This window comes from Bacillus licheniformis DSM 13 = ATCC 14580, from assembly GCF_000011645.1.
Classification (GTDB): domain Bacteria; phylum Bacillota; class Bacilli; order Bacillales; family Bacillaceae; genus Bacillus; species Bacillus licheniformis.
Genome location: NC_006270.3, coordinates 3,036,345 through 3,061,551 on the forward strand (window position 1 = coordinate 3,036,345; position 25,207 = coordinate 3,061,551).

Annotated in this window: 24 protein-coding genes and 1 other annotated feature; of the genes, 4 read left to right on the forward strand and 20 right to left on the reverse strand. The window is 46.7% G+C overall.

The window, feature by feature from the left end; all coding sequences use genetic code 11:
• Window positions 1-28 precede the first annotated feature (28 nt).
• The gene (locus TRNA_RS37100; protein ID WP_003184504.1) at window positions 29-1,657 is read right to left on the reverse strand and encodes a putative polysaccharide biosynthesis protein; all 1,629 of its coding nucleotides are present in this window, start codon (window positions 1,655-1,657) and stop codon (window positions 29-31) included.
• 234 nt (window positions 1,658-1,891) lie between these two features.
• On the opposite strand from TRNA_RS37100, the gene TRNA_RS37105 reads away from it, so the two are divergent.
• Together TRNA_RS37105 and opuD are read left to right on the forward strand one after the other, a co-directional pair.
• Window positions 1,892-3,166 (forward strand): NAD(P)/FAD-dependent oxidoreductase, encoded by a 1,275-nt coding sequence (locus tag TRNA_RS37105; protein ID WP_011198211.1) that lies wholly within the window; start codon window positions 1,892-1,894, stop codon window positions 3,164-3,166.
• Between the two features lie 230 nt (window positions 3,167-3,396).
• Window positions 3,397-4,932, forward strand: coding sequence for a glycine betaine transporter OpuD (gene opuD / locus TRNA_RS37110; RefSeq protein WP_025806236.1), 1,536 nt, complete (start codon window positions 3,397-3,399; stop codon window positions 4,930-4,932).
• Between the two features lie 35 nt (window positions 4,933-4,967).
• Here the strand turns inward: opuD and TRNA_RS37115 are convergent, their stop codons facing one another.
• The 11 genes from TRNA_RS37115 to TRNA_RS37155 all read right to left on the reverse strand — a co-directional run bounded on the left by TRNA_RS37115 (window position 4,968) and on the right by TRNA_RS37155 (window position 12,030).
• Window positions 4,968-5,150 carry a sporulation protein Cse60 gene (locus tag TRNA_RS37115; RefSeq protein ID WP_003184510.1) on the reverse strand — a complete coding sequence of 61 codons (183 nt, stop codon included), beginning with the start codon at window positions 5,148-5,150 and terminating at the stop codon, window positions 4,968-4,970.
• 175 nt (window positions 5,151-5,325) lie between these two features.
• Window positions 5,326-5,640: a rhodanese-like domain-containing protein gene (locus TRNA_RS37120; RefSeq protein WP_011198212.1), complete on the reverse strand. Its 315-nt coding sequence runs from the start codon at window positions 5,638-5,640 to the stop codon at window positions 5,326-5,328.
• A gap of 82 nt (window positions 5,641-5,722) precedes the next feature.
• Window positions 5,723-5,857: a hypothetical protein gene (locus TRNA_RS44300; protein ID WP_016885607.1), complete on the reverse strand. Its 135-nt coding sequence runs from the start codon at window positions 5,855-5,857 to the stop codon at window positions 5,723-5,725.
• Window positions 5,854-6,660, reverse strand: a complete 807-nt coding sequence (locus tag TRNA_RS37125) for a tetratricopeptide repeat protein (protein ID WP_223307054.1) — start codon at window positions 6,658-6,660, stop codon at window positions 5,854-5,856. The genes TRNA_RS44300 and TRNA_RS37125 overlap by 4 nt, the downstream gene beginning before the upstream one ends.
• The gene (locus tag TRNA_RS44170; RefSeq protein ID WP_223307055.1) at window positions 6,582-6,971 is read right to left on the reverse strand and encodes a hypothetical protein; all 390 of its coding nucleotides are present in this window, start codon (window positions 6,969-6,971) and stop codon (window positions 6,582-6,584) included. Before TRNA_RS44170 ends, TRNA_RS37125 begins: the two co-directional genes overlap by 79 nt.
• 95 nt (window positions 6,972-7,066) lie before the next feature.
• Window positions 7,067-7,426 carry a DUF1992 domain-containing protein gene (locus TRNA_RS37130; protein WP_003184516.1) on the reverse strand — a complete coding sequence of 120 codons (360 nt, stop codon included), beginning with the start codon at window positions 7,424-7,426 and terminating at the stop codon, window positions 7,067-7,069.
• Between the two features lie 36 nt (window positions 7,427-7,462).
• Complete coding sequence (locus tag TRNA_RS37135) at window positions 7,463-8,110, reverse strand: YesL family protein (RefSeq protein WP_003184518.1); 648 nt, start codon at window positions 8,108-8,110, stop codon at window positions 7,463-7,465.
• A gap of 16 nt (window positions 8,111-8,126) precedes the next feature.
• On the reverse strand, window positions 8,127-9,404 hold the full coding sequence (locus TRNA_RS37140; RefSeq protein ID WP_009329405.1) for a Gfo/Idh/MocA family protein: 1,278 nt from the start codon (window positions 9,402-9,404) through the stop codon (window positions 8,127-8,129).
• Window positions 9,405-9,423: 19 nt separating this feature from the next.
• Window positions 9,424-9,918, reverse strand: coding sequence for a hypothetical protein (locus TRNA_RS37145; RefSeq protein WP_003184522.1), 495 nt, complete (start codon window positions 9,916-9,918; stop codon window positions 9,424-9,426).
• A complete protein-coding gene (locus TRNA_RS37150; protein WP_011198214.1) occupies window positions 9,915-11,036 on the reverse strand; it encodes a glycoside hydrolase family 88/105 protein in 1,122 nt (373 codons plus the stop codon). The genes TRNA_RS37145 and TRNA_RS37150 overlap by 4 nt, the downstream gene beginning before the upstream one ends.
• A 28-nt stretch (window positions 11,037-11,064) precedes the next feature.
• Window positions 11,065-12,030 (reverse strand): ABC transporter permease, encoded by a 966-nt coding sequence (locus TRNA_RS37155; RefSeq protein ID WP_003184527.1) that lies wholly within the window; start codon window positions 12,028-12,030, stop codon window positions 11,065-11,067.
• Window positions 12,031-12,245: 215 nt separating this feature from the next.
• On the opposite strand from TRNA_RS37155, the gene TRNA_RS37160 reads away from it, so the two are divergent.
• Window positions 12,246-14,555, forward strand: coding sequence for a helix-turn-helix domain-containing protein (locus TRNA_RS37160; protein WP_011198215.1), 2,310 nt, complete (start codon window positions 12,246-12,248; stop codon window positions 14,553-14,555).
• A 233-nt stretch (window positions 14,556-14,788) separates the two neighbouring features.
• Here TRNA_RS37160 and TRNA_RS37165 read toward each other — a convergent pair whose 3' ends face one another.
• The 5 genes from TRNA_RS37165 to TRNA_RS37185 all read right to left on the reverse strand — a co-directional run bounded on the left by TRNA_RS37165 (window position 14,789) and on the right by TRNA_RS37185 (window position 20,281).
• Window positions 14,789-16,294 carry an extracellular solute-binding protein gene (locus TRNA_RS37165; RefSeq protein WP_003184532.1) on the reverse strand — a complete coding sequence of 502 codons (1,506 nt, stop codon included), beginning with the start codon at window positions 16,292-16,294 and terminating at the stop codon, window positions 14,789-14,791.
• A 16-nt stretch (window positions 16,295-16,310) separates the two neighbouring features.
• A complete protein-coding gene (locus TRNA_RS37170; protein WP_171003035.1) occupies window positions 16,311-17,183 on the reverse strand; it encodes a carbohydrate ABC transporter permease in 873 nt (290 codons plus the stop codon).
• 146 nt (window positions 17,184-17,329) lie between these two features.
• Window positions 17,330-18,094 carry an NAD-dependent epimerase/dehydratase family protein gene (locus TRNA_RS37175; RefSeq protein WP_011198217.1) on the reverse strand — a complete coding sequence of 255 codons (765 nt, stop codon included), beginning with the start codon at window positions 18,092-18,094 and terminating at the stop codon, window positions 17,330-17,332.
• A 17-nt stretch (window positions 18,095-18,111) separates the two neighbouring features.
• Window positions 18,112-18,999: a dienelactone hydrolase family protein gene (locus TRNA_RS37180; RefSeq protein ID WP_003184538.1), complete on the reverse strand. Its 888-nt coding sequence runs from the start codon at window positions 18,997-18,999 to the stop codon at window positions 18,112-18,114.
• A gap of 31 nt (window positions 19,000-19,030) precedes the next feature.
• Window positions 19,031-20,281 carry an APC family permease gene (locus tag TRNA_RS37185; RefSeq protein WP_003184540.1) on the reverse strand — a complete coding sequence of 417 codons (1,251 nt, stop codon included), beginning with the start codon at window positions 20,279-20,281 and terminating at the stop codon, window positions 19,031-19,033.
• A 128-nt stretch (window positions 20,282-20,409) separates the two neighbouring features.
• On the opposite strand from TRNA_RS37185, the gene TRNA_RS37190 reads away from it, so the two are divergent.
• Complete coding sequence (locus tag TRNA_RS37190; RefSeq protein ID WP_009329410.1) at window positions 20,410-21,303, forward strand: LysR family transcriptional regulator; 894 nt, start codon at window positions 20,410-20,412, stop codon at window positions 21,301-21,303.
• A gap of 5 nt (window positions 21,304-21,308) precedes the next feature.
• On the opposite strand, the gene TRNA_RS37195 is transcribed toward TRNA_RS37190, so the two are convergent.
• From TRNA_RS37195 to TRNA_RS37205, 3 genes are all read right to left on the reverse strand, one after another.
• Complete coding sequence (locus TRNA_RS37195) at window positions 21,309-21,716, reverse strand: VOC family protein (RefSeq protein WP_009329411.1); 408 nt, start codon at window positions 21,714-21,716, stop codon at window positions 21,309-21,311.
• A gap of 127 nt (window positions 21,717-21,843) precedes the next feature.
• The gene (leuS, locus tag TRNA_RS37200) at window positions 21,844-24,258 is read right to left on the reverse strand and encodes a leucine--tRNA ligase (protein WP_003184546.1); all 2,415 of its coding nucleotides are present in this window, start codon (window positions 24,256-24,258) and stop codon (window positions 21,844-21,846) included.
• 112 nt (window positions 24,259-24,370) lie between these two features.
• Window positions 24,371-24,577, reverse strand: a binding site (T-box leader).
• A 102-nt stretch (window positions 24,578-24,679) separates the two neighbouring features.
• On the reverse strand, window positions 24,680-25,009 hold the full coding sequence (locus TRNA_RS37205; RefSeq protein ID WP_016885609.1) for a DUF4257 domain-containing protein: 330 nt from the start codon (window positions 25,007-25,009) through the stop codon (window positions 24,680-24,682).
• Window positions 25,010-25,207: the final 198 nt, after the last annotated feature.

Sequence of the window (25,207 nt, forward strand, 5' to 3'; positions counted from 1 at the left end):
TTTTTTTACATAAAAAGAAAAGCCCTTTTTAGGAGGCCTTTCTTTTGAAAAAGCGATTCAATCGCTGACCGAAGATTTTTTCGAGCAGTTTCACACGGTAAGCCAAGTACAGATAAACTGACCCGCCCACTGCGGTTGTGATGAAAATGACGACAGCAGACCTGATCTGCCCGCCTTCGTATGAAATAAAAATACTTAGAAGCGCCTGGACAAGCAGCAAAATGATGCCCATGACCGCCGTCAGGATCAGCATCAGCAAAAACCGTTTAAACAGTTTGCGATACGAATAGCCGGCATGGCGTTTAATCATGATAAATCCGTATAGGAGTGAAGCTGAATAGCCGAGCGCCGTTGCCAAAATCGACCCGCTGCCTTGAAGCAGCTTGATGAGCGGAACGTTAAGCGCGATTTTGATCACAATCCCGATCATCAAGCTGACAACCGCAAATTTCTGCTTGTTCACCCCCTGCAAAATTGCAGCGTTGACGGTGAAGAGCGAGAATAACAGCGCCACAGGCGCGTACCAGAACAAAATATCTCGTCCCATTTCAGGGAGCAGGCTTTCCGAGCCGTAAAAGAACGTGTAAACCGGCCCCGACAAAAGAGCCATACCGACTGATGCCGGAAGAACGATGAAGAGAATGATCTGCATCGCCTGATCAATCTGTTTGTTTAAAGCAGGGAAATCTTTGTTGGTAAAGTTTTCAGTCACCGCCGGAATCAATGTCAGCCCGAATGCCGTCGCGAGAGATACCGGAATCATCACAAGCTTTGGCACGTACAGCGTCACGATCGCCATCAAATCCTGGCTGATGTTTTGATAGCCGGCTGCAATCATCGCTTTATTAAACGTATTCGTATCAATGTACTGGTAAAGCGGTATCGCCAGCCCGACAAAGACATAAGGGGCGGCATAGCTGAACAGCTCTTTAAACATTTGCCGGTACGTAATATCGGCTGAAGGAACAAGGTTCGGCTTCAGCGCCAGGAGCGCCCCTTTTCTTTTCTGCCAGGAAAAGTAAAGAGTGAACAGTCCGGCGAACGCTCCGATCAAAGCCGCAAAAGTCGCATAGCCGACAGCGACGACAAGCCCGCCGTTTAATACTTTGATCACCAAGTAAGTGGCCGTTAATAGAAAGACGATTCTGGCAATTTGTTCAACTACCTGTGAAACGGCTGTCGGCCCCATCATCTGGTGACCTTGGAAAAAGCCTCTGATCAGCGCCAAGATCGGCACAACCAGTAGCGCGAGACTGACCATGCGAATGACATACACGACATGTTCAAGCGTCAGCCCGTTGTTTTCTGTTCCGCCAAGGGCCATCTCTGCAAAAAACGGGGCGGACAAATATAGAATGGAGAAAGCAATGATGCCTGTGACGAGCATCATCGACATTCCGGCGCGCAGCATCCTTCTCGTTGTTTCATAATCACCCATCGAGTTATATTTCGAAACAAACTTGGACACGGCCGCCGGAAACCCCATGGTCGCAATGCTTAAAAAAATCGTATATTGATTATAACCGTACTGGAACAGGGCACCGCCGGTGGCACCGACCATGGCTCCGAACGGAATCAGATAAATCATCCCGAGGATCCTTGAAATATAGGTACCAAGCGTTAATACAAATGTGCCTCTTAACAGTTTGCTTGACATGTTCCCAATCACCATTTTTCTTCAATAGATTCAACTTTTCTATTTTAACATACAGGCGCTCCACTCAGGTAATAATAACATGGCTAAATTTTAACATGGCTTTGTTTTATCGTTTTTTCATCATGCCGTTCTTTCGTTATAATAAGAAGATGGAGCGCGGTTGTTGTCTGATGCAATCTGCCCCGCCTGCACAGAATGCAGGCTTTACAAGACAGGAAAGTTGAGGATATTGGTATGAAGTATTTTGATGTCATCGTCATCGGCGGAGGCCCCTCAGGATTGATGGCCGCAATCGCGGCCGGTGAACAGGGGGCGGACGTTCTCTTAATCGACAAAGGAAACAAACTCGGACGCAAGCTGGCCATTTCTGGAGGCGGACGGTGCAATGTGACGAACCGCTTGCCGGTTGATGAGATCATCCGGCATATTCCCGGAAACGGACGCTTTTTGTACAGCGCTTTTTCTGAATTTAACAATGAGGACATCATCAAGTTTTTTGAGCGTCTGGGCGTCAAGCTGAAAGAGGAAGATCACGGAAGAATGTTTCCTGTCTCCGACAAGGCGCAAAGCGTAGTGGATGCACTTTTAACAAGGCTCGAACAGCTTCATGTAAGCGTACGTACAAACGAAAAAGTGAAAACTGTCCTATACAATGAAGAAAAAGCGTGCGGGATCGTGACGGGCAGCGGTGAAGAAATTGCAGCGGGATCTGTCGTTATTGCTGTCGGCGGGAAAAGCGTCCCCCATACGGGATCGACCGGAGACGGCTATGAATGGGCGGAAAAAGCCGGCCATACGATTACGGAACTGTTTCCTACAGAGGTTCCGGTTACGTCTGACGAGCCATTTATCAATCAGAAAACATTGCAGGGCCTATCACTGAGAAACGTCGCCCTCAGCGTATTGAACAAAAAAGGAAAGCCGGTCATCACCCACCAAATGGATATGATTTTTACCCATTTTGGACTGTCCGGACCCGCAGTCCTCAGATGCAGCCAATTTGTCGTCAAAGAGTTGAAAAAGCAGGAAAAAGTCAGGCTGAAAATCGACTTGTTCCCTGATATTCATGAGGAACAGCTTTTTCAACGCATGCATAAAGAATTGAAGGACGCTCCGAAGAAATCACTCAAAAACGTGCTGAAGCCTTGGATGCAGGAAAGGTATCTGCTGTTTCTTTTCGAGCGCAACAAGATTGATCCTTCTGAAACCTTCTCTTCCCTTTCCAAAGACCGTTTCAGAGCTTTCGTCAAAGACTGTAAAGAGTTTACTGTCAACGTGAACGGCACCCTTTCGCTTGACAAAGCCTTTGTGACCGGCGGAGGGGTTTCCGTAAAAGAAATCGATCCTAAAAAAATGGCGTCCAAAAAAAAGGAAGGGCTTTATTTCTGCGGGGAAATCCTCGATATTCACGGCTATACGGGTGGGTATAATATCACATCCGCGCTTGTCACAGGCAGACTTGCAGGCTTGAATGCAGGCGAATTTTCGCTTTGCCGGAGAAAAAAATAAAATTGCTCCAAACCCTTGACAAATGTGGAATGGCAGAGTTTCAGCCCAGTGCTGAGACTTGTGCCTTTTTTGAAAAGTATGTTACGGTTAAAGAGTTTTGTTTCACCTGATTGTGGGGTAATAGGGGAAGCTAGGTCAAACTTCCTGAGAGAGAATGATTTTTATATGTGCAACTCATACTAAACATAATGATGGGAGTAAGGACGAAAAATGATTAGAGGGTGAGGATGATTTTGAAAAATATTTCAAGCGTTTTTTGGATTGTGATTGTTATCACAGCAGCAGCTGTATTATGGGGAATCGTTGCTCCGGATAACCTTCAGGCGTTAACGACTTCGATTCAAGGTTATGTTACAAACACACTCGGATGGTATTACTTATTGGTGGTTTCTCTGTTTGTCGCATTCAGCATCTTTTTGATCTTCAGTCCGATTGGAAAGATCAGATTAGGGAAACCTGAAGAAAAACCTGAATTCTCTCGATTATCTTGGTTTGCCATGCTTTTTAGCGCAGGTATGGGCATTGGTCTCGTATTTTATGGCGCGGCTGAACCGATCAGCCATTATGCCATTAGCTCTCCATCAGGTGAAACAGAAACAGCCCAGGCCTTCAGAGATTCTCTGAGGTATACATTTTTCCACTGGGGATTGCATGCTTGGGCGATCTATGCGATCGTTGCCCTTTGCATCGCATACTTTCAATTCAGAAAAGACGCGCCTGGCTTGATCAGCGCGACGCTGTTTCCGGTCTTCGGCGACAGAGTCAACGGACCGCTTGGAAAAGGGATTGACTGCATCGCTGTATTTGCAACCGTCGTCGGTGTAGCGACTAGTCTCGGAATCGGCGCCACGCAGATCAACGGCGGACTCCATTATCTATTCGGAGTGCCGAACAGCTTCCAGGTGCAGCTGGCGATCATTGCAGTCATCACCGTTCTGTTTTTAATTTCCGCTTGGAGCGGAATCGGAAAAGGCATCAAGTATTTGAGCAATACGAACATGGTGCTGGCCGGCGTCCTGATGATCTTTATGCTGTTTGTCGGACCGACGGTGTTAATTATGAACTCGTTTACGGACACGATCGGAACGTATATCTCCAATGTGGTGCAAATGAGCTTCCGCCTTGCGCCTAATGATCCGGACAGCCGTGAATGGATCAATTCATGGACGATTTTCTACTGGGCTTGGTGGATCTCCTGGTCGCCGTTTGTCGGTATTTTCATCGCCCGCGTATCAAGGGGGCGCACAATCAGGGAATTTTTGATTGCCGTCTTGTTTGCGCCTACTGTGCTGGCGTTTCTATGGTTTTCAATTTTCGGGGTTTCAGCGATGGATCTTCAGCAAAAAGGGATTTTCAACGTTGCAAAACTGTCTACAGACACGATGCTGTTTGGAATGTTTGACCACTACCCGCTGGCTATGATTACATCTATCGTTGCCTTGTTGCTCATTGCCGTATTCTTTATCACTTCTGCAGACTCGGCAACATTTGTTCTCGGAATGCAAACGACTTACGGTTCACTGAATCCTGAGAATTCGGTCAAGATATCATGGGGCATCATCCAGTCAGCAATGGCTGGGGCGCTCCTGTATTCAGGCGGACTATCGGCGCTGCAAAACACCGCCATCCTGGCCGCACTGCCGTTCTCAGTCGTCGTGATTCTCATGATTGTATCGTTATATAAATCTCTGTCACAAGAACGAAAAGAGATTAAACAAGCCGAGAAATTCCAGAAGCCAAGAAGCCCGAGGGTGAAAAAAGCGTAAATGAAAACAGCTCTTCTCTCTGAAGAGCTGTTTTTTTATGTCCTGTATAAGATTAACGCTGAAAAACAGTAAAGCTGTTCGCCTTGAGGATCGCATGCGGCTGATACGTCATATTTTATATCGACCAGCTGGTCTTCCGACAGCTTTTTTAAGAATTCATTGATTTCATGCTGCAAATCTTTTTCGTGTTCTTCATCAAATACGGCCACCTTCAGCATACGCTCTCTCCTTTCTATAATGAAAGGTATTCGCACACAGCCGAAGTTATGCTTAAAATCCTTAGCAAAAGAGCCTTCAACATTGGCAGCAGACGCTCCGAACGTTACCTGGCATTTGGTGCTCCATTTTAAATAAAAAAACTTCTTACCTGTACAGATAAGAAGTCAAATCCGCTTATTTTGTTTTCGGCTTCGTGTTTCCGGTCCATTCGAGCATGCCGCCGACCATGTTGGTGACATCAAAGCCTTTATCCTGCAAATAGAGGCAGACATTTTCGCTTCGTTTGCCTGATCGGCACACAAAAATATAAGGCTGATCTTTTTGAAAGACGTCGAGTTTTTCAGGGATATCCCCCATTTTAATGTGGACGGCTTCAGGGATCATTCCTTCAGCCACCTCTTCATCTTCTCTGACGTCGATAATGTTCAGCGTTTCTCCTTTTGCAAGCCTGTCTTTCAGTTCATCAGGCGAAATCTCTTTTATCGTCATCATTACTGCTCCCTTCAATTGCCTTTAGGTGAGACTATTATAGCAAAAGTCGGGAGGCCATTTCTATTTCGGCATGTTTTCTCTATCGTCCGCTGTCAGGAAACACCGACTTTCCCAATGGCTGAAACGATCCGTCCTGTGCTGCAGAATCAGCTGTGAAGCTTCCCCCCATCAGGCAAACAAGCATGACGGCGAAAAAACAAATGTTTTTTTTCATATAATCCCCTCCTTCATTTTATATATTTGATTTTTCGCATGCTGCGATTTTTCCAGGTAAAGCGCGCTTTTTTCATGGTCGCCTGACTTCATGTAATAGTCGGCAATATCTTTTGTCAGTTCAGCAACATGCGGCCATAGCCGTTTATCACTCATATATTCAAGCGAAAATTCAATATCGAGCGGATGGCCAGCGTCATACAGGGCGAAAATCAGCCTGAACTTCGCTGCGTATTCATCCTCTCCTAATTCGGCCGATCTGGTAAATCCCTCTTTGCAGAGACGTCTCGCTTCTTCGGGAGAACCGTTTTTGTACATGAGGTGAGACAGCTCGAAAAGGGTGTTAATGCCAAAAACCGATTGCTCATGGACACCGATTGAAAGGGCTTTTCTAAAGTGCTCCTCCGCCAAAAGCGGCATGCCGCATTTGGCATAGTTCAGTCCCATATTATGATAGATCAGCCCGATGATTCGCCGGTTTTGAAGGGCAACGGCCTGATCAAGCGCCCGCCCGTAGTGCTCCTCAGCTTGTTTGATGCGGAACAATTCAAACTGCACCGATCCGAGTATCATTTCGCATCCGATCGTTTTGTCTATGTATTCTTTATGCTTGCTGAAAAGTGAGAGCGCTTTTTCGGAGTAGTTCAACGATCTGAAATGATCGTCTATTTGGTAGTAGGCGGTCGCGATTTTATAATAAAATTCCGCTTTTTCAATTTCATCGGTCAGTTTATGCAGCTTCGCTTCCGCTTTCTTGTAACAGCTGATCGCCTCAAAATAGTTTTTCTCATAAAACTCATACATGCCTGAAAAAAAGAAAAAATAGTACTGAATGATGTCATCCGCGCTCTTAACCGTTTCCTTCTGCCTTTTAATTTTCCGGAAAAGCTCGGCTGATTCTGAAACTGCTCCATCATCAATTTGCAGCGATAGTCCAACAGCTGAAAACAAAGCTCCAGATCTCCGCTTTTCTCCATTTTAGAAAGCAGGTTTTGGATCTCGTACCTCAAAGATACAGCCTGGAGCGCTTCATGGCGCTTGATCATGGTGTACCACTGATTCAGGAGCCAGGCCGCTTTTTCGTATGCCGCTTTCGCTTCCACTTCTTCATTCATCCTTTCTCCTTTTTAAAAGCATAAATATTACCTTTATTTTACATAAGATGATTGTTATTGGCAATTATTTTTATGAATAAGTGCAGGGAATGGCATCAGCTCCAATATTTGAGCTGACTTTCGAGGTTTTTGGCTGAAACAAGGCCTTTTTGGAATTGGTTCGGACAGGTGAGGTTGTATTTTTTAATTTTTTGGTTGATGGCATCAATCAGCGTTTCGCGCTGATTCGATTTGATCGCTTTTTCAATCTCTTGTTTAATTTCCTTTTGCAGCTTCAGCCATTCCGGCAGATATCGGGCGTTTTTAAGGGTTGACGAAAGCGCATCCCCCTCGAGCATCTCTTTGCTGAGCGGTTTTCCATAACCGGGGAGGGACTTGAAATCGTCTTTCTTTTCGCTCTCCTTCACGGCTTCATCAATCCAGTAAAGATATCGTTTTTCAAATTCTTCACCCATATGGGCCAGCTCCTTTCACACACCTAAAACAAAGGATTAAGTGTGTCTTGTCGTTATGACGGTTTCCTTCTGTTCTGCGGCTTCCGCTTTTTTCAACACTTGATATGCCAGCCACATAACCGCATAACTAAGCAGACTGGCACTGAAAAAAGGAACGATCCCGGGCAGAAACGCAAAAGCGATATAAAGCATTGCAGTGACCGCCATCATCGTTAATGTATACTGCAAATACGATATGCCCAGAATCAGCGAAAACTTGAAATACATTCGCTTCTTCCAATCGAAATGGGCGAGCAGCGGGAACATATAAAACAGCATGATCAAAAACAAAAATCCAAAAACCATAATGACGAACCGGAGAACGTGCAATAGGAGATGATCCGGATAAATAAAAGCAAGATCTACATAAATGATGATGCCGGCCGCCGCCAGAATGAGACCGATGGCGTTGGAACGAAAAAACTCGCCGCGGTACGCCTGCCAGAACGTTTTGAATATCGGAATATCGGTTTTGCCCATGATCCATTTTCTCGTCACTGAAAACAATGCAGTCGTCGCCGGCATAAACCCGAAGACGCCAAGGCCGAGCATAGTAAAAACAAACCACAGCAGATTGGCGTAAAAAAACTTCAGCACCCATTCACAAAAGCTCAGCACCCTTCCCATGGAGACGTTTTGTTCCATGAATTTCTCTCCCCCTTTATGTATATTGCCGGGTATGCAGAAGTTCACTGATTCCTATCGGCTTTTTTTCTTTGATGGAGCGCCACAATGCCTCGCCGGCTGCAATTGAATAGGCGCCTGCTTCGGCACCGGCCAGAATGTCGTAATTCCTCAAAGGGTCTCCTCCGCCAAACAGCTCCTCCAAAAGCAGCGGGTCTCCTCCGCCATGCCCGCCGGGCTGCCTGACGACGCGAATCGTTTCTTTCGATTCAAACAGCGGATAATAATCGATGGTCTGTTCGGGAACTTCAAATGGGACTCTTGCCGGAGCATGATATTCCTGTGTTTCAAGCCTTCCCTTTGTCCCGTTGATTGCAAGCCGGTAGCCTTCATACGGGGCTGAAAAATGAACGGAGTAATTCAGCAGCGCCCCTTTGCCGTATTTCAAAACGGCTGCATACGTATCCTCGATGTCGATTTCTTCATCGAAAATACACGCGTCAGGCCTGTAATCGGTATAGAGCAGATGCTGGCTTTCATTGGTCTTGACATGGTCGTCCTGCGGGTCGCCTGCCTGCCACCTCATATAATAGCGGCATTTCTTCTTGACATGGCATGTTCCGCAATAGCGGTTTTCCCCTTTTTCAGGATTCATTTCGCCGCGGGGTCCGTAGTAGTACAGACCGCCGTAGGCAAAAACCTCGCTGGGCGTTTGATCAAGCCACCAATTGACAAGATCGAAATGATGGGTTGACTTATGGACGGAAAGACCGCCTGAGAATGCTCTCATCCTGTTCCAGCGTTTAAAATAGCTTGCGCCGTGATACGTATCGATGTACCAGTTCAAATCAACCGACGTAATCGTGCCAAGCTTTCCGTCAAGTATCAGCTCTTTGATCTTGCGGTGGTACGGATTGTAGCGATAGTTAAACGTAACGGTCACTTTTCCTTTGCTCTCGGCTTCGGCTTTTAACACGGCTGCCGCATCCCGTGCCGTTGTCACCATCGGCTTTTCAGTGATCACGTCAATATCTGCCCGTAAAGCGCCCAATATATAGCGGACATGCGTATCATCACGGCCTGCTACAATAATGGCGTCCGGCTTGATTTTGTCAAGCATTTCGGTAAACGCTTTCTCTTCGAAAAACGGGACGGGGCGAAGCGCCGGAAACCTTTCTTTGCAGACTTCCTCCCTCAGCGGATCGATGTCCAAGAGCGCAGCGATGCGGTTTTCTTTCCCGTATTTTCCCACCAGAGGCTCGATAAACATGTTAAAAGCGCGGCCGCTCAGACCGCATATCGCATATTTTTTCATCGGCTCCTCCCCCTTTCATTCATTTTGCTTGAAGCGCTTCGATGAGTTCCGTCGCTTCAGGGGTTTTCTTCGCATAAACCGGTATGAAAGCTGCCATATCTGTATTCAACTGAACCGTATAGCCGTTCAAACGTTTTTCTCCTTTTTCGATGACAGCCGCATACAGCTGTACTTCCCCGTTTTTGCCCGGAGCGCTGTACGGCTCTTTTTCTTCCGAAGCAGCATTCAATGGCTGAAGTCCTTCAGGATCGTAAAAAGGTTTAAACATGTCTTCTGGAACGATAAACAGATCTCCTTCTTTCGCCGCAATTTCAACAAGGAGTTTTTCCGGGGTTGCCGGGAAAACGGTGATGTTGAGCTGTTCTTTCCCGACAGCGCGCTGCACGTTTTCCTTTACTTCAGCCGGTGCATCCGAAAAAATCAATACGTCTGTTCCCCGGCTACCATCCTTTCCGCATGAGGTAAGAAGAAGCACTGCTGCTATTAGAAGGACGGAGAAAGCGAAGTTTTTCACTTCGCTTCCCCGCAGGAAAAACGGCCGGTCTTTTCAAGTTCTACAAAAGCCATAACCAAGGCGCCGACACCGTGAAGATCGTTGGTGCTTTTTTCCCGTCCGACATAATAATCGTATGTCCCTGCAGAAGTTCCGACGCAGATATCTTTTAAAAGCAAGCCTTCTTTTGCGCTCATCTCGATTTTTTCTTCGACGAGTCCTTTGAAAGCCTTTGTCGCTCTATCAATATATGATGAATCAATATAGCCCATGCGAGCCCCTTTGGCCATCGCGTACATATACAAACACGAGCAGGAGCTTTCGAGCCAATTGTCCGGAAGTCCGCCTTTATCGACAACCTGGTGCCATAGCCCTGTGCTTTCATCTTGAAAATCAGCAATGCTTTTGACCATCTCTTGAAGCGTCCGGGTCCACTCCTGTCTTGTGCTATGCCCCTGCGGGAGCAGTTCGATCATGTCGCTCAGTGCAAGCGCGTACCAGCCGATTGACCTTCCCCAAAATTCTGGAGAACAGCCTGAGACGGGGTCGGCCCAAGGCATCTGCCTCTTTTCATCCCACGCGTGATAATATAATCCCGTCCTGCAGTCTTTCGTATGCTTTCTCATTAGTTTTTCCTCGAGGATGACCTTATCGTAAAGTTCAGGCTCATTGAACGCCCTTGCATACTTGAGTGCGAAAGGCCCTCCCATGTACAACCCGTCAAGCCACATTTGGTAAGGGTATTTATCTTTATGCCAAAAACCGCCTTCTTCTGTTTGATTCAGCGTTTCAAAAAGGCCCCTCAGCTTTTTTGCAGCTTTGCGGTAGCGTTCATCGCCCGTCTCCTCGTACAAAGGATAAAGGAGAAGTCCGGCTTGTATAGCGTCCAGCTCATCCCTCCTGAAATAAAAATTGCCGCAGTCATCGATGAGATCATCGGCATATTCTTTTACATATTTGAAGTATGCTTCTTTCCCCGTTTCTTCCCAAAGGCGAATCAGGCCGCACAGAAATACGCCCTGATGGTAGTGCCAGCGCCCGGCCGGTGGCAGCTCTTTCGGTGTATACGCTTTCATTATTGTTTTGGCCGCTTCTTCAGCAATGTAAAGAGGCGATTTTGTGATGAGAGATTGATTCATGTCATTCAATTCCTTTCATCAAAAAATATTAATATATCCCTTCTTCTCCAAATTTCTTCGCCATCCTGTTTGCAAATACGACAAGAATGAGACCGACAGCTGCTTTAAATAAACCGACGGCTGTACTGTAGCTGAACTGTCCCTGCTTTAACCCGGCCGTGTATACATACGTATCAAAGATTTCGGCCACTTCGCGGTTCGTTGCATTCAAAAGCAGATACACATGCTCAAAGCCGAGTTCGAGCGTATCGCCGATTTTCAAGATCAGCAAAACGACGATGACGCTTCTGATCGCGGGAAGTGTGACATGCCACATCCTCCTCAGGCGATTGGCCCCGTCCATTTTCGCCGCTTCGTAAAGCTGCGGATCGACAGCTGTAATCGCCGCCAAATAGATGATCGTCGACCAGCCGGCTTCCCTCCAGATGACCTGAAGAATGTACATCGGCCTGAACCAGCTTTCATTCAGCAAAAAATTGATCTTTTCTCCGCCGAAGTAGGCGATAATCTCATTGATCAATCCTCCGTCAACAGTCAACAGGACGAAAGAAAGCGATACCACAATGACCCATGACATAAAATGCGGAATATAGATCAGCGTCTGGACAAACTTTTTGAACAATGCGACTCTGACTTCATTCAATAAAAGCGCCAAAATAATCGGTATCGGAAAGAATACAACAAGGTTGAGAAAAAACAAAATCAATGTATTCTTCAACAGCATAAAAAACGTCGGTTCGGTAAACAGCCTTTCAAAATGCTTAAAGCCCACCCATTCGCTCCCCGTTATGCCGAGAAACGGCTGGTAATCCTGAAACGCTATGACAATCCCCCACATCGGCACATACTTAAAAAGCAAAAAATAAATCAGTCCCGGCAAAATCATCAAATATAAATATTTTTGCTGGAGAAGCTTTTCCCAAAAACGCGTCTTTCGTTTTTTTCCAACAACAAGGGCCGGATTTTTTCCGGTCTGGACATCGGCTGCTTTCATAAACGGCCTCCCTTCGTGATGTTTGCTTTCACTTTATCCCACCATGAAAAAATAAATCTACAATCATATCATCACATCGGCCGCACCTCGCCCGGCAGCCGGCAAAACCTAATAAAATGAAACGATGGTTAGAAAATGATTATTGACAAATTCACACAAAAGTCGGATTAATTATATATGAACAACTCAAACGAAGATTTGTTGGGGGGGAATTTATGAAGAGAAAACAATATAAGTTTTACTATAAACTGGTGACCTTCTTTCTCATTCTGAGCACCATTCCGGTCATCATCGTCGGCTTTTTTTCCTATCAGAGATCAGCGGAAACGATTGAACAAAACGTTACAAACGAAAAGCTCCAAACCGTTAGCCAGACACAGCTAAATATTGAACATATTTTAAAAACGGTTGACCATTCCTTCACCAATTACGTCCGTTCCTATCCTTTAATTCAGACGCTCAGCCGCACCATTACACCAGAACGCTTTCAGCTGTATAACCAAATCAACAAGGAATTAAACGAACTCCAGACATTCGATACCGATCTGTCGGATATCACGCTGATCAGCCAAGAAAAAAAGTGGTATATCAACAACTCCGGTTTATACCCTTTAGATCAGGGAAAACAAGCCATCACGCTCTCGCTTTACAACGCTTTAAAAAGCCGTTCCAGCTGGGTGCTTGAAAAAAACAACGACCTTGTCGCCACAAAAGAAGGGGCTTCGGGAAACTGCCTGTACAACGTCAATCTGGTCAAACAGCTTCCCCTGAACAGCATGGAAAACAGAGGCCTTGCGATCGCGAGCATTCCTTCTTGTTCGCTTGTCAAGCGCATGCCGGATCATTCAAAAACAAACAGCATGATGGTGCTTGATGACAACGGACGGATCATCCTTCACTCAGACCCGTCAATGATCGGGCAATCGATCAAACAAGAAAATTACTTCAAAACGATCCGCCGGCACCAAGAAAAAAACGGCCAGTTTGATACAACAGTCAGCGACACCGCCTATAACATTACATACCAGAAATCAGATTATAATAATTGGATATACGTTTCGTTAACGACCATTCCGGAACTCTATCAGCAGACGGCATCAATCGGCTGGTTCACGTTTACGATCTGCCTCATTTTGTTAGCGCTTTCATATTTATTCTCCTGGTTTGGTTCACGCCATTTTTACAGGCCGATCAAGGTTTTATACGAATCCGTCTCCGGCTTTTCTCCAGGAGCCGATTCCGTCCAAGAGAAACCGAAAAACGAATTTGAACTGATTGAACGGAACATTAAAGAAATGAAAAATAAAAACCATGATCTGAAGGTGCGCGTCGAACAGCAGGTCACCCAGCTGAAGCAGTATTTTTTAACAAGGCTATTGCTCGGCAAGCTGAGCGAAGAAGAAATCAAAGACCGCTTTACTGGGCTCGGCTTCCCTGAAGATTGGAGCCATCTGTCGGTATTCACACTGCAAATTGATACATTGAAAGACACATCATACGAAAAAAAGGATCTTGATGTCCTGCTGTTTGCGATCAACAGCCTTGTCGAACGATCTGTGCCCAAGAATAAGCGCCTTCCGCCGGTTGTCATTGATAAAACGCAGACCATCATCATGCTGAATCGCGGACAGCCGCTGGAAAGGTTTCAGGAAGACTTAGAGCATACCGCATCAGCCATTAAGGATAAAATTCATGAAGAGCTTGGGTTGTTCGTCAGCATCGGCATCAGCCAGCCATTTACAAGTCTTGCAATGTCAAAGCGCGGTTATTTGGAAGGGCTTGAAGCACTGACATACCGTCTGAAATCCGGAAAACACGCGGTGATTTTCTATGAACACCTTGACCGCAACAAAGCGTTTTTAACCCAGTTTCCGAAGCAGATTCAAAATGAACTGTTTGAAGCCATTAAAACGTGCAACCGTAAACAAGCGGCCGAACAGCTTCACCTTCTTCTTGAGTCGATTTGTTCTGAAAACATGAATCCGCATCACTGCCAGATTGCGATTGCAAGGCTGTTGAACAACTTGATTGAATTTATGCATTTGCTCGGAATCGAGATTTTTGAACCGAACGAAAATACGATGCTGTACGACGACGTCTTTGAGCTGACGACCATCGAGGAAATTGAAAGCTGGCTGAACGCGCAGATTATCGTTAAAATGATCGATACACTCAGCATCAGAGAAGAATCGCAATACAAAAACATCTCAGAAAAAATCGTCCATATTATCCAGCAGGAATTCGACACGGACTTGACGCTCGAATCGATCGCAGGAAGGCTTCATTACAACCCCAATTATTTAAGCAGCATCTTCAGGAAGGAAATGAAAATATCGTTCAGCGAATACTTGTCATCATACAGGCATCATATCGCGAAAAACTGGCTGACGGAAACGACTATGTCCGTAAAAGAAATTTCCGAAAAACTGAAATACAAAAATCCGCAGAATTTCATCCGTTCATTTAAAAAGCTGGAAGGAATCACACCCGGCAAATACCGCGAGCTGAAAAACCATTCGGCATAAAAAGACAATCCCGGCTCCTCGAAATTGTCTACATTGTTGACAAAATCCCAAAACGACTTTTAGTTTTGGGATTTTGTCATCCTTTCAGCGTGAATGAAAACCCTTGCAGTCTAGGAAGGCCGAGCATCGGAGCGCAGCGAATGTTGGAATTCGTGAGCACCGACGCGCAGGCCTGACAACGAATGCGAGGGTTTGTCGACACGCTGACAATCCCGGCTCCCCGGGATTGTCTTCTATTTTTCTGCTTTTTTAAATGACTCCTCATATTCTTCTATGACTTGATTTCCGCCGTTCGTGCGCCATTTTTCAACCGCTTTCTCGAACTGGCTTTCATTGATTTTGCCGAGAATGAATTGGTATGTGGCATCATCAATGATCTTTTGCAGTTCATCGCCTCTTTCAGATGCGGCCGGTGAGTACAGGCTTTCGGCCGGGTTTGAGACGATGATTTCGTTATTGTCCTCTGTCAGCTCTTCATATTTTGTGCGGAGCGGATCGCCCGTATTTTTCAAATATTGCTTATCAATGCCGACGAGAGAAACGAGCGGCTGAATTTCCGCCTGCCAGTCTTTCAGTTTCTCGTCGATCCGTTTGAATTGTTTATTCCCTTCTTTTTTATAGTGAACGCCTTCGATCCCGTATGTCATCAGACTGTAAACATCCTCTTCGGCGATCCGGTCGAAAAAGGCCAGAATCCTCTTCAGCTCTTTTTCTGTTTTGACGCTAGTTTTCGGGAAGGCAAAGATTCCGTTATGCCCGCCTGATGCCCAGACGCGTTCCTTTCCGTCCGGCCCTTTGATCCGATTGATGATCTCAAGTTCCATTTTATCATCGACAGACTGGTCTCTTAGATTGACGGCATCAACCATATTTCCGACATAAATGCCGGCCTTCCCTTGTGAAAACATTTCTTGCTGCTGCGTTTTGCTCGTCACCGGAAAGTCTTTGTTGATCAGCCCTTCATCATACAGCTTTTTCATATATTTCATCGTATCCATGTACTCTTTTGTCATGAAGTCAGGCGTGAACTTGCCGTCTTTTTCCTCCCAATCAGTCGGCATGCCCATATAGGACCCCAATGTTTTAAAGGCGCCGTAGATCAAATCGTTTCTGTCGGCAAAGCCGATCGTATCGTTTTTCCCGTTTTGATCAGGATCTTTTTCTGTAAATGCCTTCGCTGTTTCGTAAAGTTCATCAACTGTCTTCGGCATATCGAGTCCAAGGTTGTCAAGCCAGTCTTTACGGATGACGATCCCCTGTCTTGATAACGGGCGCTCCCTGTAGATGCCATAAAGCTTTCCGTCGATTGAAGCGTTTTTATTGATCAGCTTGTTCATCTTGCTTAAATTCGGATAATCCTTTAAATAAGGTCCGACTTCCCAAAACATCCCCGATCTGAATGCATTCATGACAGATGAATTTTTAATGTCCTGAATGGTGACGACTTTCGGCAGGTTTCCGGCGGCGAGCGCTGAGTTTAAACGGTCCTCTTTTACCGCATCAGGCACCCACATTAAATCGAGCTTAGTATTGGTGAGTTCCTCGATTTTTTTAATCGCCGTGTCCTTCGGCGGCTGCTGATGGTAAAGGATCACCATCCAGCTCAAGTCCAAAGGCGAGTTCAAATCGACTTTCTCCTCCTTCGAAGAAGCCTGGTCTGCTCCGCTGTTCGAACAGCCAAGCAGTCCGCCGGCCAAAAGCACGAACGCAAAAATCGGGATCAGCCATTTTTTCCCCATATTGTCCCCTCCGTTTTTATCCTTTAATTGACCCTAAAAGAGCGCCTTTTGCAAAGTGTTTTTGAATAAACGGATACACGAGCAGCACAGGTATGGTTGCAACGACAATGACCGCCATTTTGATCGTTTGTTCCGGCGGCGCCGCGGCTGCTCCCATTTCCGTCATATCCCCTTGCATACCGCTTGATACGATGACAATCTGGCGAAGCAAAACTTGTATCGGCCATTTTGTCGCATCGCTCAAGTACAGAATCGCCTGCATGTACGTATTCCAATAGGTGACGGCGTAAAACAGCGAAATCGTCGCGATCGCCGGCAAAGACAACGGAAGAATGATGCGGAAGAAGATGCCGATGTCATTGCAGCCGTCGATTTTGGCGGATTCCTCGAGGCTTGACGGTATGTTTTGAAAAAAGTTCTTTAAAATAATCAAGTTAAACGCATTGATGGCGGTCGGAAGAATCAGAGACCAATAGGTATCGAGCAATCCGAGCGATTTTACGACGAGAAAGGTCGGGATCATCCCTCCGCTGAACAGCATCGTGAACACGACCAAGAACATCAGGACGCGCCTTCCCATCAGCTCCTTTCTCGACAGCCCGTATGCCATTAAAGAGGAAAGAAACATGCTGACCGCCGTCCCTACGGCTGTGACAAGAATAGAAACGATTAAGCTCCTGTACACAATGTCAGTTGAAAAAATATACCTGTACGCATCCAGCGAAAAAGTCGTCGGTATTAAAATAAACTTTTTCGAAATAACCTCCTCGACTGTCGCAAAAGAGGCTGCAATAACGTGGATGAACGGCAGCACACAAACCAATCCGAACCCTGTTAAAAATGAATAATTCAATATGTCAAACACGCGGCTTCCAGCAGAATGCCTGATCGTTATTCCCCCTCCTTGTAAGCGCTGTCAAAATATTACGATATCGTGTCTAAAATGTAGCAGACAGAAAGGAGAGCGTCTATAATCATTTTTTAAGCAGGAGCAGGAAAGCGGAGAAAAAGATCATCACCTTAGAAGATGATACGTCAGTCTTCATCAAGGATGTCAGAGGCGCTGACTTGCGGCCTGTACCCCAGTTCCCGAATGGCGGAATCGATCGACCACGGCCGCCCCTTATTGTCGCTGACAGCATAATATGTACCATATGTTTTGCCGGATTTGATAGCGGCTTTAAAGATTCCGATGAGGTCGGGGTGGGATAAAAGCGTTTTTTTGCTTCTCGGTTTTGCGTGCAGCGTTTCTAGCTCATTTTCAGCAGCTGTCCCGATCCGCAGATTGATGACGGAAACCTTGGCGTCTAATTGGTGCGAGAAAAGGTAGCCGAGATTTTCGGACGCCAATTTTAGCAAGCCGTACAAGCTTTTGGACTGCGGGTAGTCATTTGTGTTGATCTGCCTCCCCAACAGAGAATCGCCGCCCTTTTCATATACATCTGTCACATGGTTGCTGCTGGCAAATACCACTTTCGGCACGCCGAGCTCCGCCGCCGCCCGCAAAATCGTATATGTCGCTTTAAAAAAGATATCCGTCATTTTCGCAAACTCCTGCCGGTCAAGCAAATCGCCCGACGGCTTTACAGCCAAAAGATTGATCAGCGCATTCGTCTGTGCAGGAATGCTTTTGACGACTTCGTTGTAATCTGTCGCATCCACCCGGATAAAACGGACAGCCTGTTTGTCATCCGGTTCTTTTAAATCCAGCACTGTCACCTCATACCCTTCGCCTGCCAATCCGCCCGCTAATACGCGGCCGACCGTGCCGTTCCCTCCGACGATCGTCACCTTTTTCACGGTTATCGCCTCCTGTTTTACAGCCATGTTTTTAAGAAACCGACCGCTTTATGCCTCATTCCGGCTGTCTCGAGGTGCCCTGAATGAGAACGAAACACTTCATAGCGTTCACCTGCGCCTTTTTCTATATACACATCGGACAGCTTTTCTTCAATAATGTCAATCCCTTGAACCGGCGTCAGTTTATCTGCGGTTCCGACCAGGCTTAAATGAGGCCTTGGAGCGATCAAGCTTTCGATTTGAGCGGTTGAAAAGTGTTTGACCAGCCCTGGAACATAAGAATAGAGATTGTGGCGGTCCAAATTCTGCGTCTTGATTAATGTTTCGCTGTCCACCTGAGCGCATATATCAACGCATACGCTGACCCGCTCATCCAATGCAGCGGTCCACCAGGCCATCAGACCTCCCATCGACATGCCGAGTGAAGCGATGCGGCTTTCGTCTATGTCCTCCCTCATTTTCAGATAATCGATGGCTCTGATGCTGTCGAAAACCATCATTCCCCACATCACCCGCCCTGTCCAAAGCATTTCTTTAAATATCTCACTCTCCGTTTTGCCCCGCCTGTCTCCGAAAGCCCAATGATCAATCGCAAGCACGGAGAATCCCAAAGCCGTCAATTCCTCGGCGAACGGCGGCGCTTGCAAGTACTCCGCTCCTTCAACCAGCTCCTCCTTTCCCCTTTCGTAGCGCCCTCCGTGTGAATGACAGTAAAGCACGGCCGGCCGCTTGCCGTTCATCTGTTTCGGTTTTGCAAAATAGGCCGGCACCGCTTCAATTCCGTTTAAATCAAGCAAAAGCGTTTCGAGAATAAAAGATGACTTTTCTTCGATTTTAAGAGTGCTCGCATCAATGCTTTTTTTCCCCGGCAAATCGCCGAGCAGTTTGAAAAGTTGACTGCGCATCGTATTCCCCTTTCTTTTTTCGTTTGATTCATTAATACGATTTGAAAGGGCGTTTTACCTTTTTCCAGATGTTAAGTTGGCGGAAGTTCACAACAAACAATGCGCTGGCAAGCATGATAAACAGTAATACCCACGATGATGAAAACAAAAGAAGCAGCGTGAAGCCCCCCATGAGAAAGAGGCATACTTTTTTGTAAATGCGGCCTGATAACAGCTTGTAAGCTGCGGCAAGACCGCACAGCGAGTTGCAGATGAAAAAGGCGTTTGCGATCAGAACCAGCGTCTCAACATTAAGAAAGTGAAACATCAGGCAGACGAAAACGATCGTATGGATGAGAAATATAAGCCCCAGCGCTGCAGTCGGCTGATTTCCCCTTGATCTGTAGGCAAACAGCCCGCCGGCCTGCGAGGCCACCAGCCTGGCTGCTCCGCCTGTCACCTGAAAATAAGCACACATACAGAGGACAGCGGTGAGCACTGCGATCACCGGCAATGCAAAAGATCCGAACAACGGCGTCAGCATCATCGCCAGCTTCAATTGTCCGTTTGCGGAGAATCCAGGATCAATCCACTGAACAGCTGCCGCGGTCGCCAAATATATGACCGTTACCGTCAGGCTGCTGATCACGACAGCCCGTGGAATCGTTTTCCCGCGGTTTTTCACTTCCATGCTGTAGTTGCCGACGATTTCCCATCCGACCAATGCCCAGAACAGGAGCAGCAATCCGCGGCCAAAATCGGTAAACTGAAATGTTCCGTCTACGAGAGGCCCCTCACGGAAGTAAGGCACGGAAGCCGCGCTGCTTCCAAACAGGATAAGCGCCGCGGCAGTGGAAAAAATGAGTGCAACCATGCCGACAAATGAAAGATTAAAGCAAAGGATAACCATACAAAAGATGAAAAAAACAAAGCCGTACAGTTCAGCAGGGAATGCCGTGCCTGCCGCAAGAGAATGAATATATTCGCCGGCCGTCATTAATACGGCGGCGGGGCCGAAGCTCGCAGCCATGATAAAATAAAAGACTGCCAACTTTTTAACACGCGACCCGAACGCTTTTTCAGCCGCATAAGCAATCCCGGCATCATTCGGATACTCGACGCTTAATCTGGCAAAAACCCAGGCAAATAAAAAACCGATTCCCAGCATCAACAGCCACGCAAAAATCGCGTAGTCTCCAGCTGTCTGATGAATCATCGGAGGCAGCAGAATGATTCCGGATCCTAAAATGGGCCCCGTCATCAGCCCGCTTAACAATAAAGGACCAAGCTTTTTTTCTCTCATACGAATACAATCCTTTCACAAAGTCGTTTAAAATGATTGTAATCATGTTCGATTCATCAGTAAAATAGATATTATCGATCTGCAACTTCGAATTTTTCGATATAAGATAAAAAAGGGAGATGGACGAGATGGAGATCCGACACTTGAAAACATTTAAAACAATCGTGGATATCGGCGGTTTTACCCGTGCTGCCGATTATTTAGGATATGCACAGTCCACTGTGACTTCGCACGTTCAAGCAATCGAACAAGAATTAAGAAAGCCGCTGTTCTACCGGCTCGGGAAAAAAATGATGCTGACAGAAGCGGGAAAGCACCTTCTCCCTTATGCCGCAGAAATGGTCGAGCTGTATGAAAAAGCGAGGCACATTCCGGAAAACGACCAGGAGCCGTCGGGAAACTTGATCATCGGCGCCTCGGAATCTTTAACGGTATACAGGCTGCCCGCCATTCTTCACGAATTTACAAGCAAATATCCGCAGGTCACGGTCACTTTAAAGTCTTCCACGTGCTGGCAGCTGAGAGACGAATTGAAACAGGGAAAAATCGATGTCGCTTTTCTTTTGGACAACGACCGGAAAGAAAACGACCTTCATGTTGAAAAGCTGGTCAATGAGCCGATGGTGTTCATCTTTCCCAAAGAACACCCGGCAGGACAAAAAGCTCTTGATGATTTGACTTTTAACGCAAATGAAACGTTTTTATATACCGAGCACGGCTGCAGCTACCGTGATTTTTTTGAGGAATATTTACGTCAAAGGGGAGTCATTGCCGACCATACGATGGAGTTTTGGAGTGTCGAAGCGATTAAACAATGCGTAATGTGCGGTTTGGGCGTCTCCCTTCTTCCTTTGATCACAACGCGCACTGATATCGAAGAAGGAAAGCTTCAGGGCACGCTGGTCCGCGACGCCCTGTTTTCCACTCAAATGGTTTATCATAAAAACAAATGGCTTTCTCCTGCTATGGCGGCTTTTACGGATATCGTCCGCAGGAAGGCAAGAGAATGGGAACAGACATAACATCCCTATATGCCTTCGGTATTCATCAGCACGATCCGCCAGCCGTCCGGATCTTCCACCGTTGCCCCTTTTTCCTTCCAATACGGATTTTCAGGCGGCACTTCGTCATAGCCCATGTCAGCGAGCCTATTTAATATGCTCCTGATTTCCTCCGGATCAGGAATATAAAAAACGAGCAGATTGTCTTTAGTCGGTGCCGGACAAGGGCTTCCTTCGATATGTGAGGTGAATTCAAGGTGGTATTGGACATTCGGCAGGCCGAACATGACGCCATTATACCCGTGGTGGCCGGAAAAACCGCCAAGCTTTTTCAGCCCCAGCCCCTTTTCGTAAAATGCAACGATTTCGTCAAAACGGTCTGTAGGCCGGGCGATTCTGACCTGTACGGCGGAAAAATCGGAAAAATGCATCATGATCATCTCCTTTTTTCCCATTTTAAGCGGTCATGGATCATTTGAAACGAAGCGATCGTCTGAAATATTATCATCCTTTCGGCGGAATGACAGAAAAAGCCCCTTCGGATTGAAGGGGCTTTCGCCATTAATTTGCAACAATATTTACAAGCTTTCCAGGCACAGCGATCACTTTTCTGATCGTTTTTCCTTCTAGCTGTTCTTTTACTTTTTCATTGTTTTTCGCCAGCTCTTCAAGCTGTTCTTTGTCCGCGTCGGCTGGAACGTTCAGCTTCGCTTTCACCTTTCCGTTCAGCTGAACGACGATTTCAATTTCATCATCCACGAGCTTCGCTTCATCATAGACAGGCCATGCTTCATACGCGATCGTTTCCTCATGACCGAGGCGGTTCCAGAGCTCTTCAGCCAAATGAGGCGCGACAGGAGAAAGCAATTTCACGAAGCCTTCCATGTATTCTTTCGGAAGCTGATCAGCTTTATATGCTTCATTGATGAAGACCATCAGCTGTGAAATGCCTGTATTAAAGCGCAGACCTTCGAAATGGTCCGTTACTTTCATGACCGTTTCATGGTAGACGCGCTCAAGCGTTTCGCCGGCTCCTTCAACGATCTTCTCGTTTAACCCGCCATTGTCATCGATAAACAAACGCCATACGCGGTCAAGGAAGCGGCGGGCTCCGTCAAGCCCTGTCGTTGACCAGGCGATCGATGCATCCAAAGGTCCCATGAACATTTCGTACAGCCGGAGCGTGTCCGCGCCATGCGTCTCCACAATTTCGTCCGGATTGACGACATTGCCTTTGGATTTGCTCATTTTTTCATTGTTTTCGCCAAGAATCATCCCTTGGTTATAAAGCTGTTTGAACGGCTCTTTCGTCGGAACGACCCCGATGTCATAAAGGAATTTATGCCAGAAGCGCGCATACAATAAGTGAAGAACGGCGTGCTCCGCCCCTCCGATATACATATCGACAGGAAGCCATTCCTTTAATTTTTCAGGGGAAGCCAGCTCGTTCGGGTTCTTCGGATCAATGTAGCGCAGGAAGTACCAGCAGCTTCCCGCCCATTGCGGCATCGTATTCGTTTCGCGTCTTCCCTTTTTGCCTGTTTCAGGATCTGTCACTTCCACCCATTCTTTAATATTCGCAAGAGGGGACTCACCCGTTCCGCTCGGTTTGATTTCCGACGTTTTCGGCAAGATCAGCGGCAGCTCTTCTTCAGGAACCGGAGTCGATGTGCCGTCTTCCCAATGGATGATCGGGATCGGCTCGCCCCAGTAGCGCTGACGGCTGAACAGCCAGTCGCGGAGGCGGTATGTTACTTTTTTCTCGCCCTTCCCGTTTTCCTCAAGCCACTGGATCATTTTTTCGATCGCAGCCGCTTTATCAAGACCGTTCAGAAAATCTGAATGGATATGTTCGCCGTCGCCTGTATATGCTTCTTTCTCAACATCCCCGCCTTTGACGACTTCTTTGATCGGCAGCCCGAATGCTGATGCAAATTCATGGTCCCGCTCATCATGGGCAGGAACGGCCATGACCGCCCCGGTCCCGTATGTAGCCAAGACATAGTCCGCAATCCAGACCGGAATTTTTTCTCCGTTTGCCGGATTAACCGCATATGCACCTGTGAAGACGCCTGTCTTTGTTTTGGCAAGGTCTGTCCGCTCCAAGTCGCTCTTTGATTGAACTTCTTCAATATAGGCGTTGACTGCGTCTTTCTGTTCAGGCGTTGTGATTTTTTGAACCAAATCATGCTCCGGAGCCAGCACGGCATATGTCGCACCGAATAATGTGTCAGGCCGCGTGGTGAAAACCGTAAACGTTTCATTGGTGCCGTCGACCGCAAAATGAACATGCGCCCCTTCAGAACGGCCGATCCAGTTGCGCTGCATTTCTTTAATGCTTTCCGGCCAGTCGAGTTCTTCCAGGTCTTCAAGCAGGCGGTCGGCATAAGCGGTAATTTTCAGCATCCACTGCTTCATTGGACGGCGTTCTACAGGATGTCCGCCGCGTTCGCTTTTGCCGTCGATGACTTCTTCATTGGCAAGAACGGTTCCAAGCGCAGGACACCAGTTTACAGGGACCTCATCTACATAAGCGAGACCTTTTTCGTAAAGCTTTAAGAAAATCCACTGCGTCCATTTATAGTAGTCCGGATCTGTTGTGTTGACTTCTCTGTCCCAATCATACGAAAAGCCGAGCGCTCTGATCTGGCGGCGGAAGTTGTCAATGTTCTGCTCGGTGAAGACGGCAGGATCGTTTCCCGTATCTAGCGCATATTGCTCGGCAGGAAGCCCGAATGCATCCCAGCCCATCGGATGGAGGACATTGTACCCTTGCATCCGTTTCATGCGGGACAAAATGTCAGTTGCTGTATAGCCTTCAGGGTGTCCGACGTGAAGGCCTGCGCCCGACGGATACGGAAACATGTCCAATGCATAAAATTTAGGTTTGGATTTATCTTCACGAGTGGCAAACGTTTTATTTTTCAGCCAATAGTCCTGCCACTTTTTCTCGATTGTTTGATGGTCAAAGCTCAATTGTAAAAACCTCCTTTGAATATGTGTACGGCTTCTTTGTCTTCAAGTATGGACGGGACTGGCAGCGTTATATTCAGATTATTCTAAAATCAAAAAAACTCTCCCATCCCTAAGAAGGGACGAGAGATTTCCCGCGGTACCACCCTTGTTAGTGTGCACGCGGCACACTCACTTGATATCTGTAACGCAGATACGCGGCAGCAGCTTATCACTGCTGCAACTCTGAGGCGAGTTCGGAAGCTCATTTGATTGACTTTCACCAGCCGTCAACTCTCTGAAACAAAATGGGCTTCTTACTGCTCCTCTTCACTGTTCTTGCCGTAACCGTAATCTTATCTGTATTTTATAGAATTCTGTTCATAAGTGCAAGCAGGTTTGTATACAATGGGAATGTGCTGAAAAAAGGGTAAGAGTGAGGATCTTAATCGTGTGGAGATTTGTTTTGCCGTTCGGAGTTCTGTACATTTGCCTGCTGTTCTCTGACAAAGTCAAAGCTTCTCAATACAGCTTCACCGCCGTAGCCGGCAATGATCGATAACACGACAAGCTGAATTCCCGAATCAGGTTCCGCAGATAAAACAAGCAAAATAGAAGCAACCATTCCGACAAGAATATCTTCAAAAAATCCAAGGTAAATGAATCGTTTCGTTGTTCTCGGTTTCTCGAGTCGTCCTCTTTTTTTAACGTGCCCGAGAACCCCCATAATCCCTCCAATCAAACAAGCAACCAAAACTTGATGCAGCATCTTCATCACCTTCCTAAAGCCCTTAGTTTAGTCAAGCGACTTCAGGCCATCGAGCAGCCCCCCTAGACCCCTTGCGATGATATTCGATACTACCATACAGAAAATGTGTTCTGTCTGAGAAGAAAAAAAGCTTGTTTCTTCCATTATATGTGAAGATTTGGTTGATAATCTTGATTCCTTCGATTCATTTTCGAATAATTACAA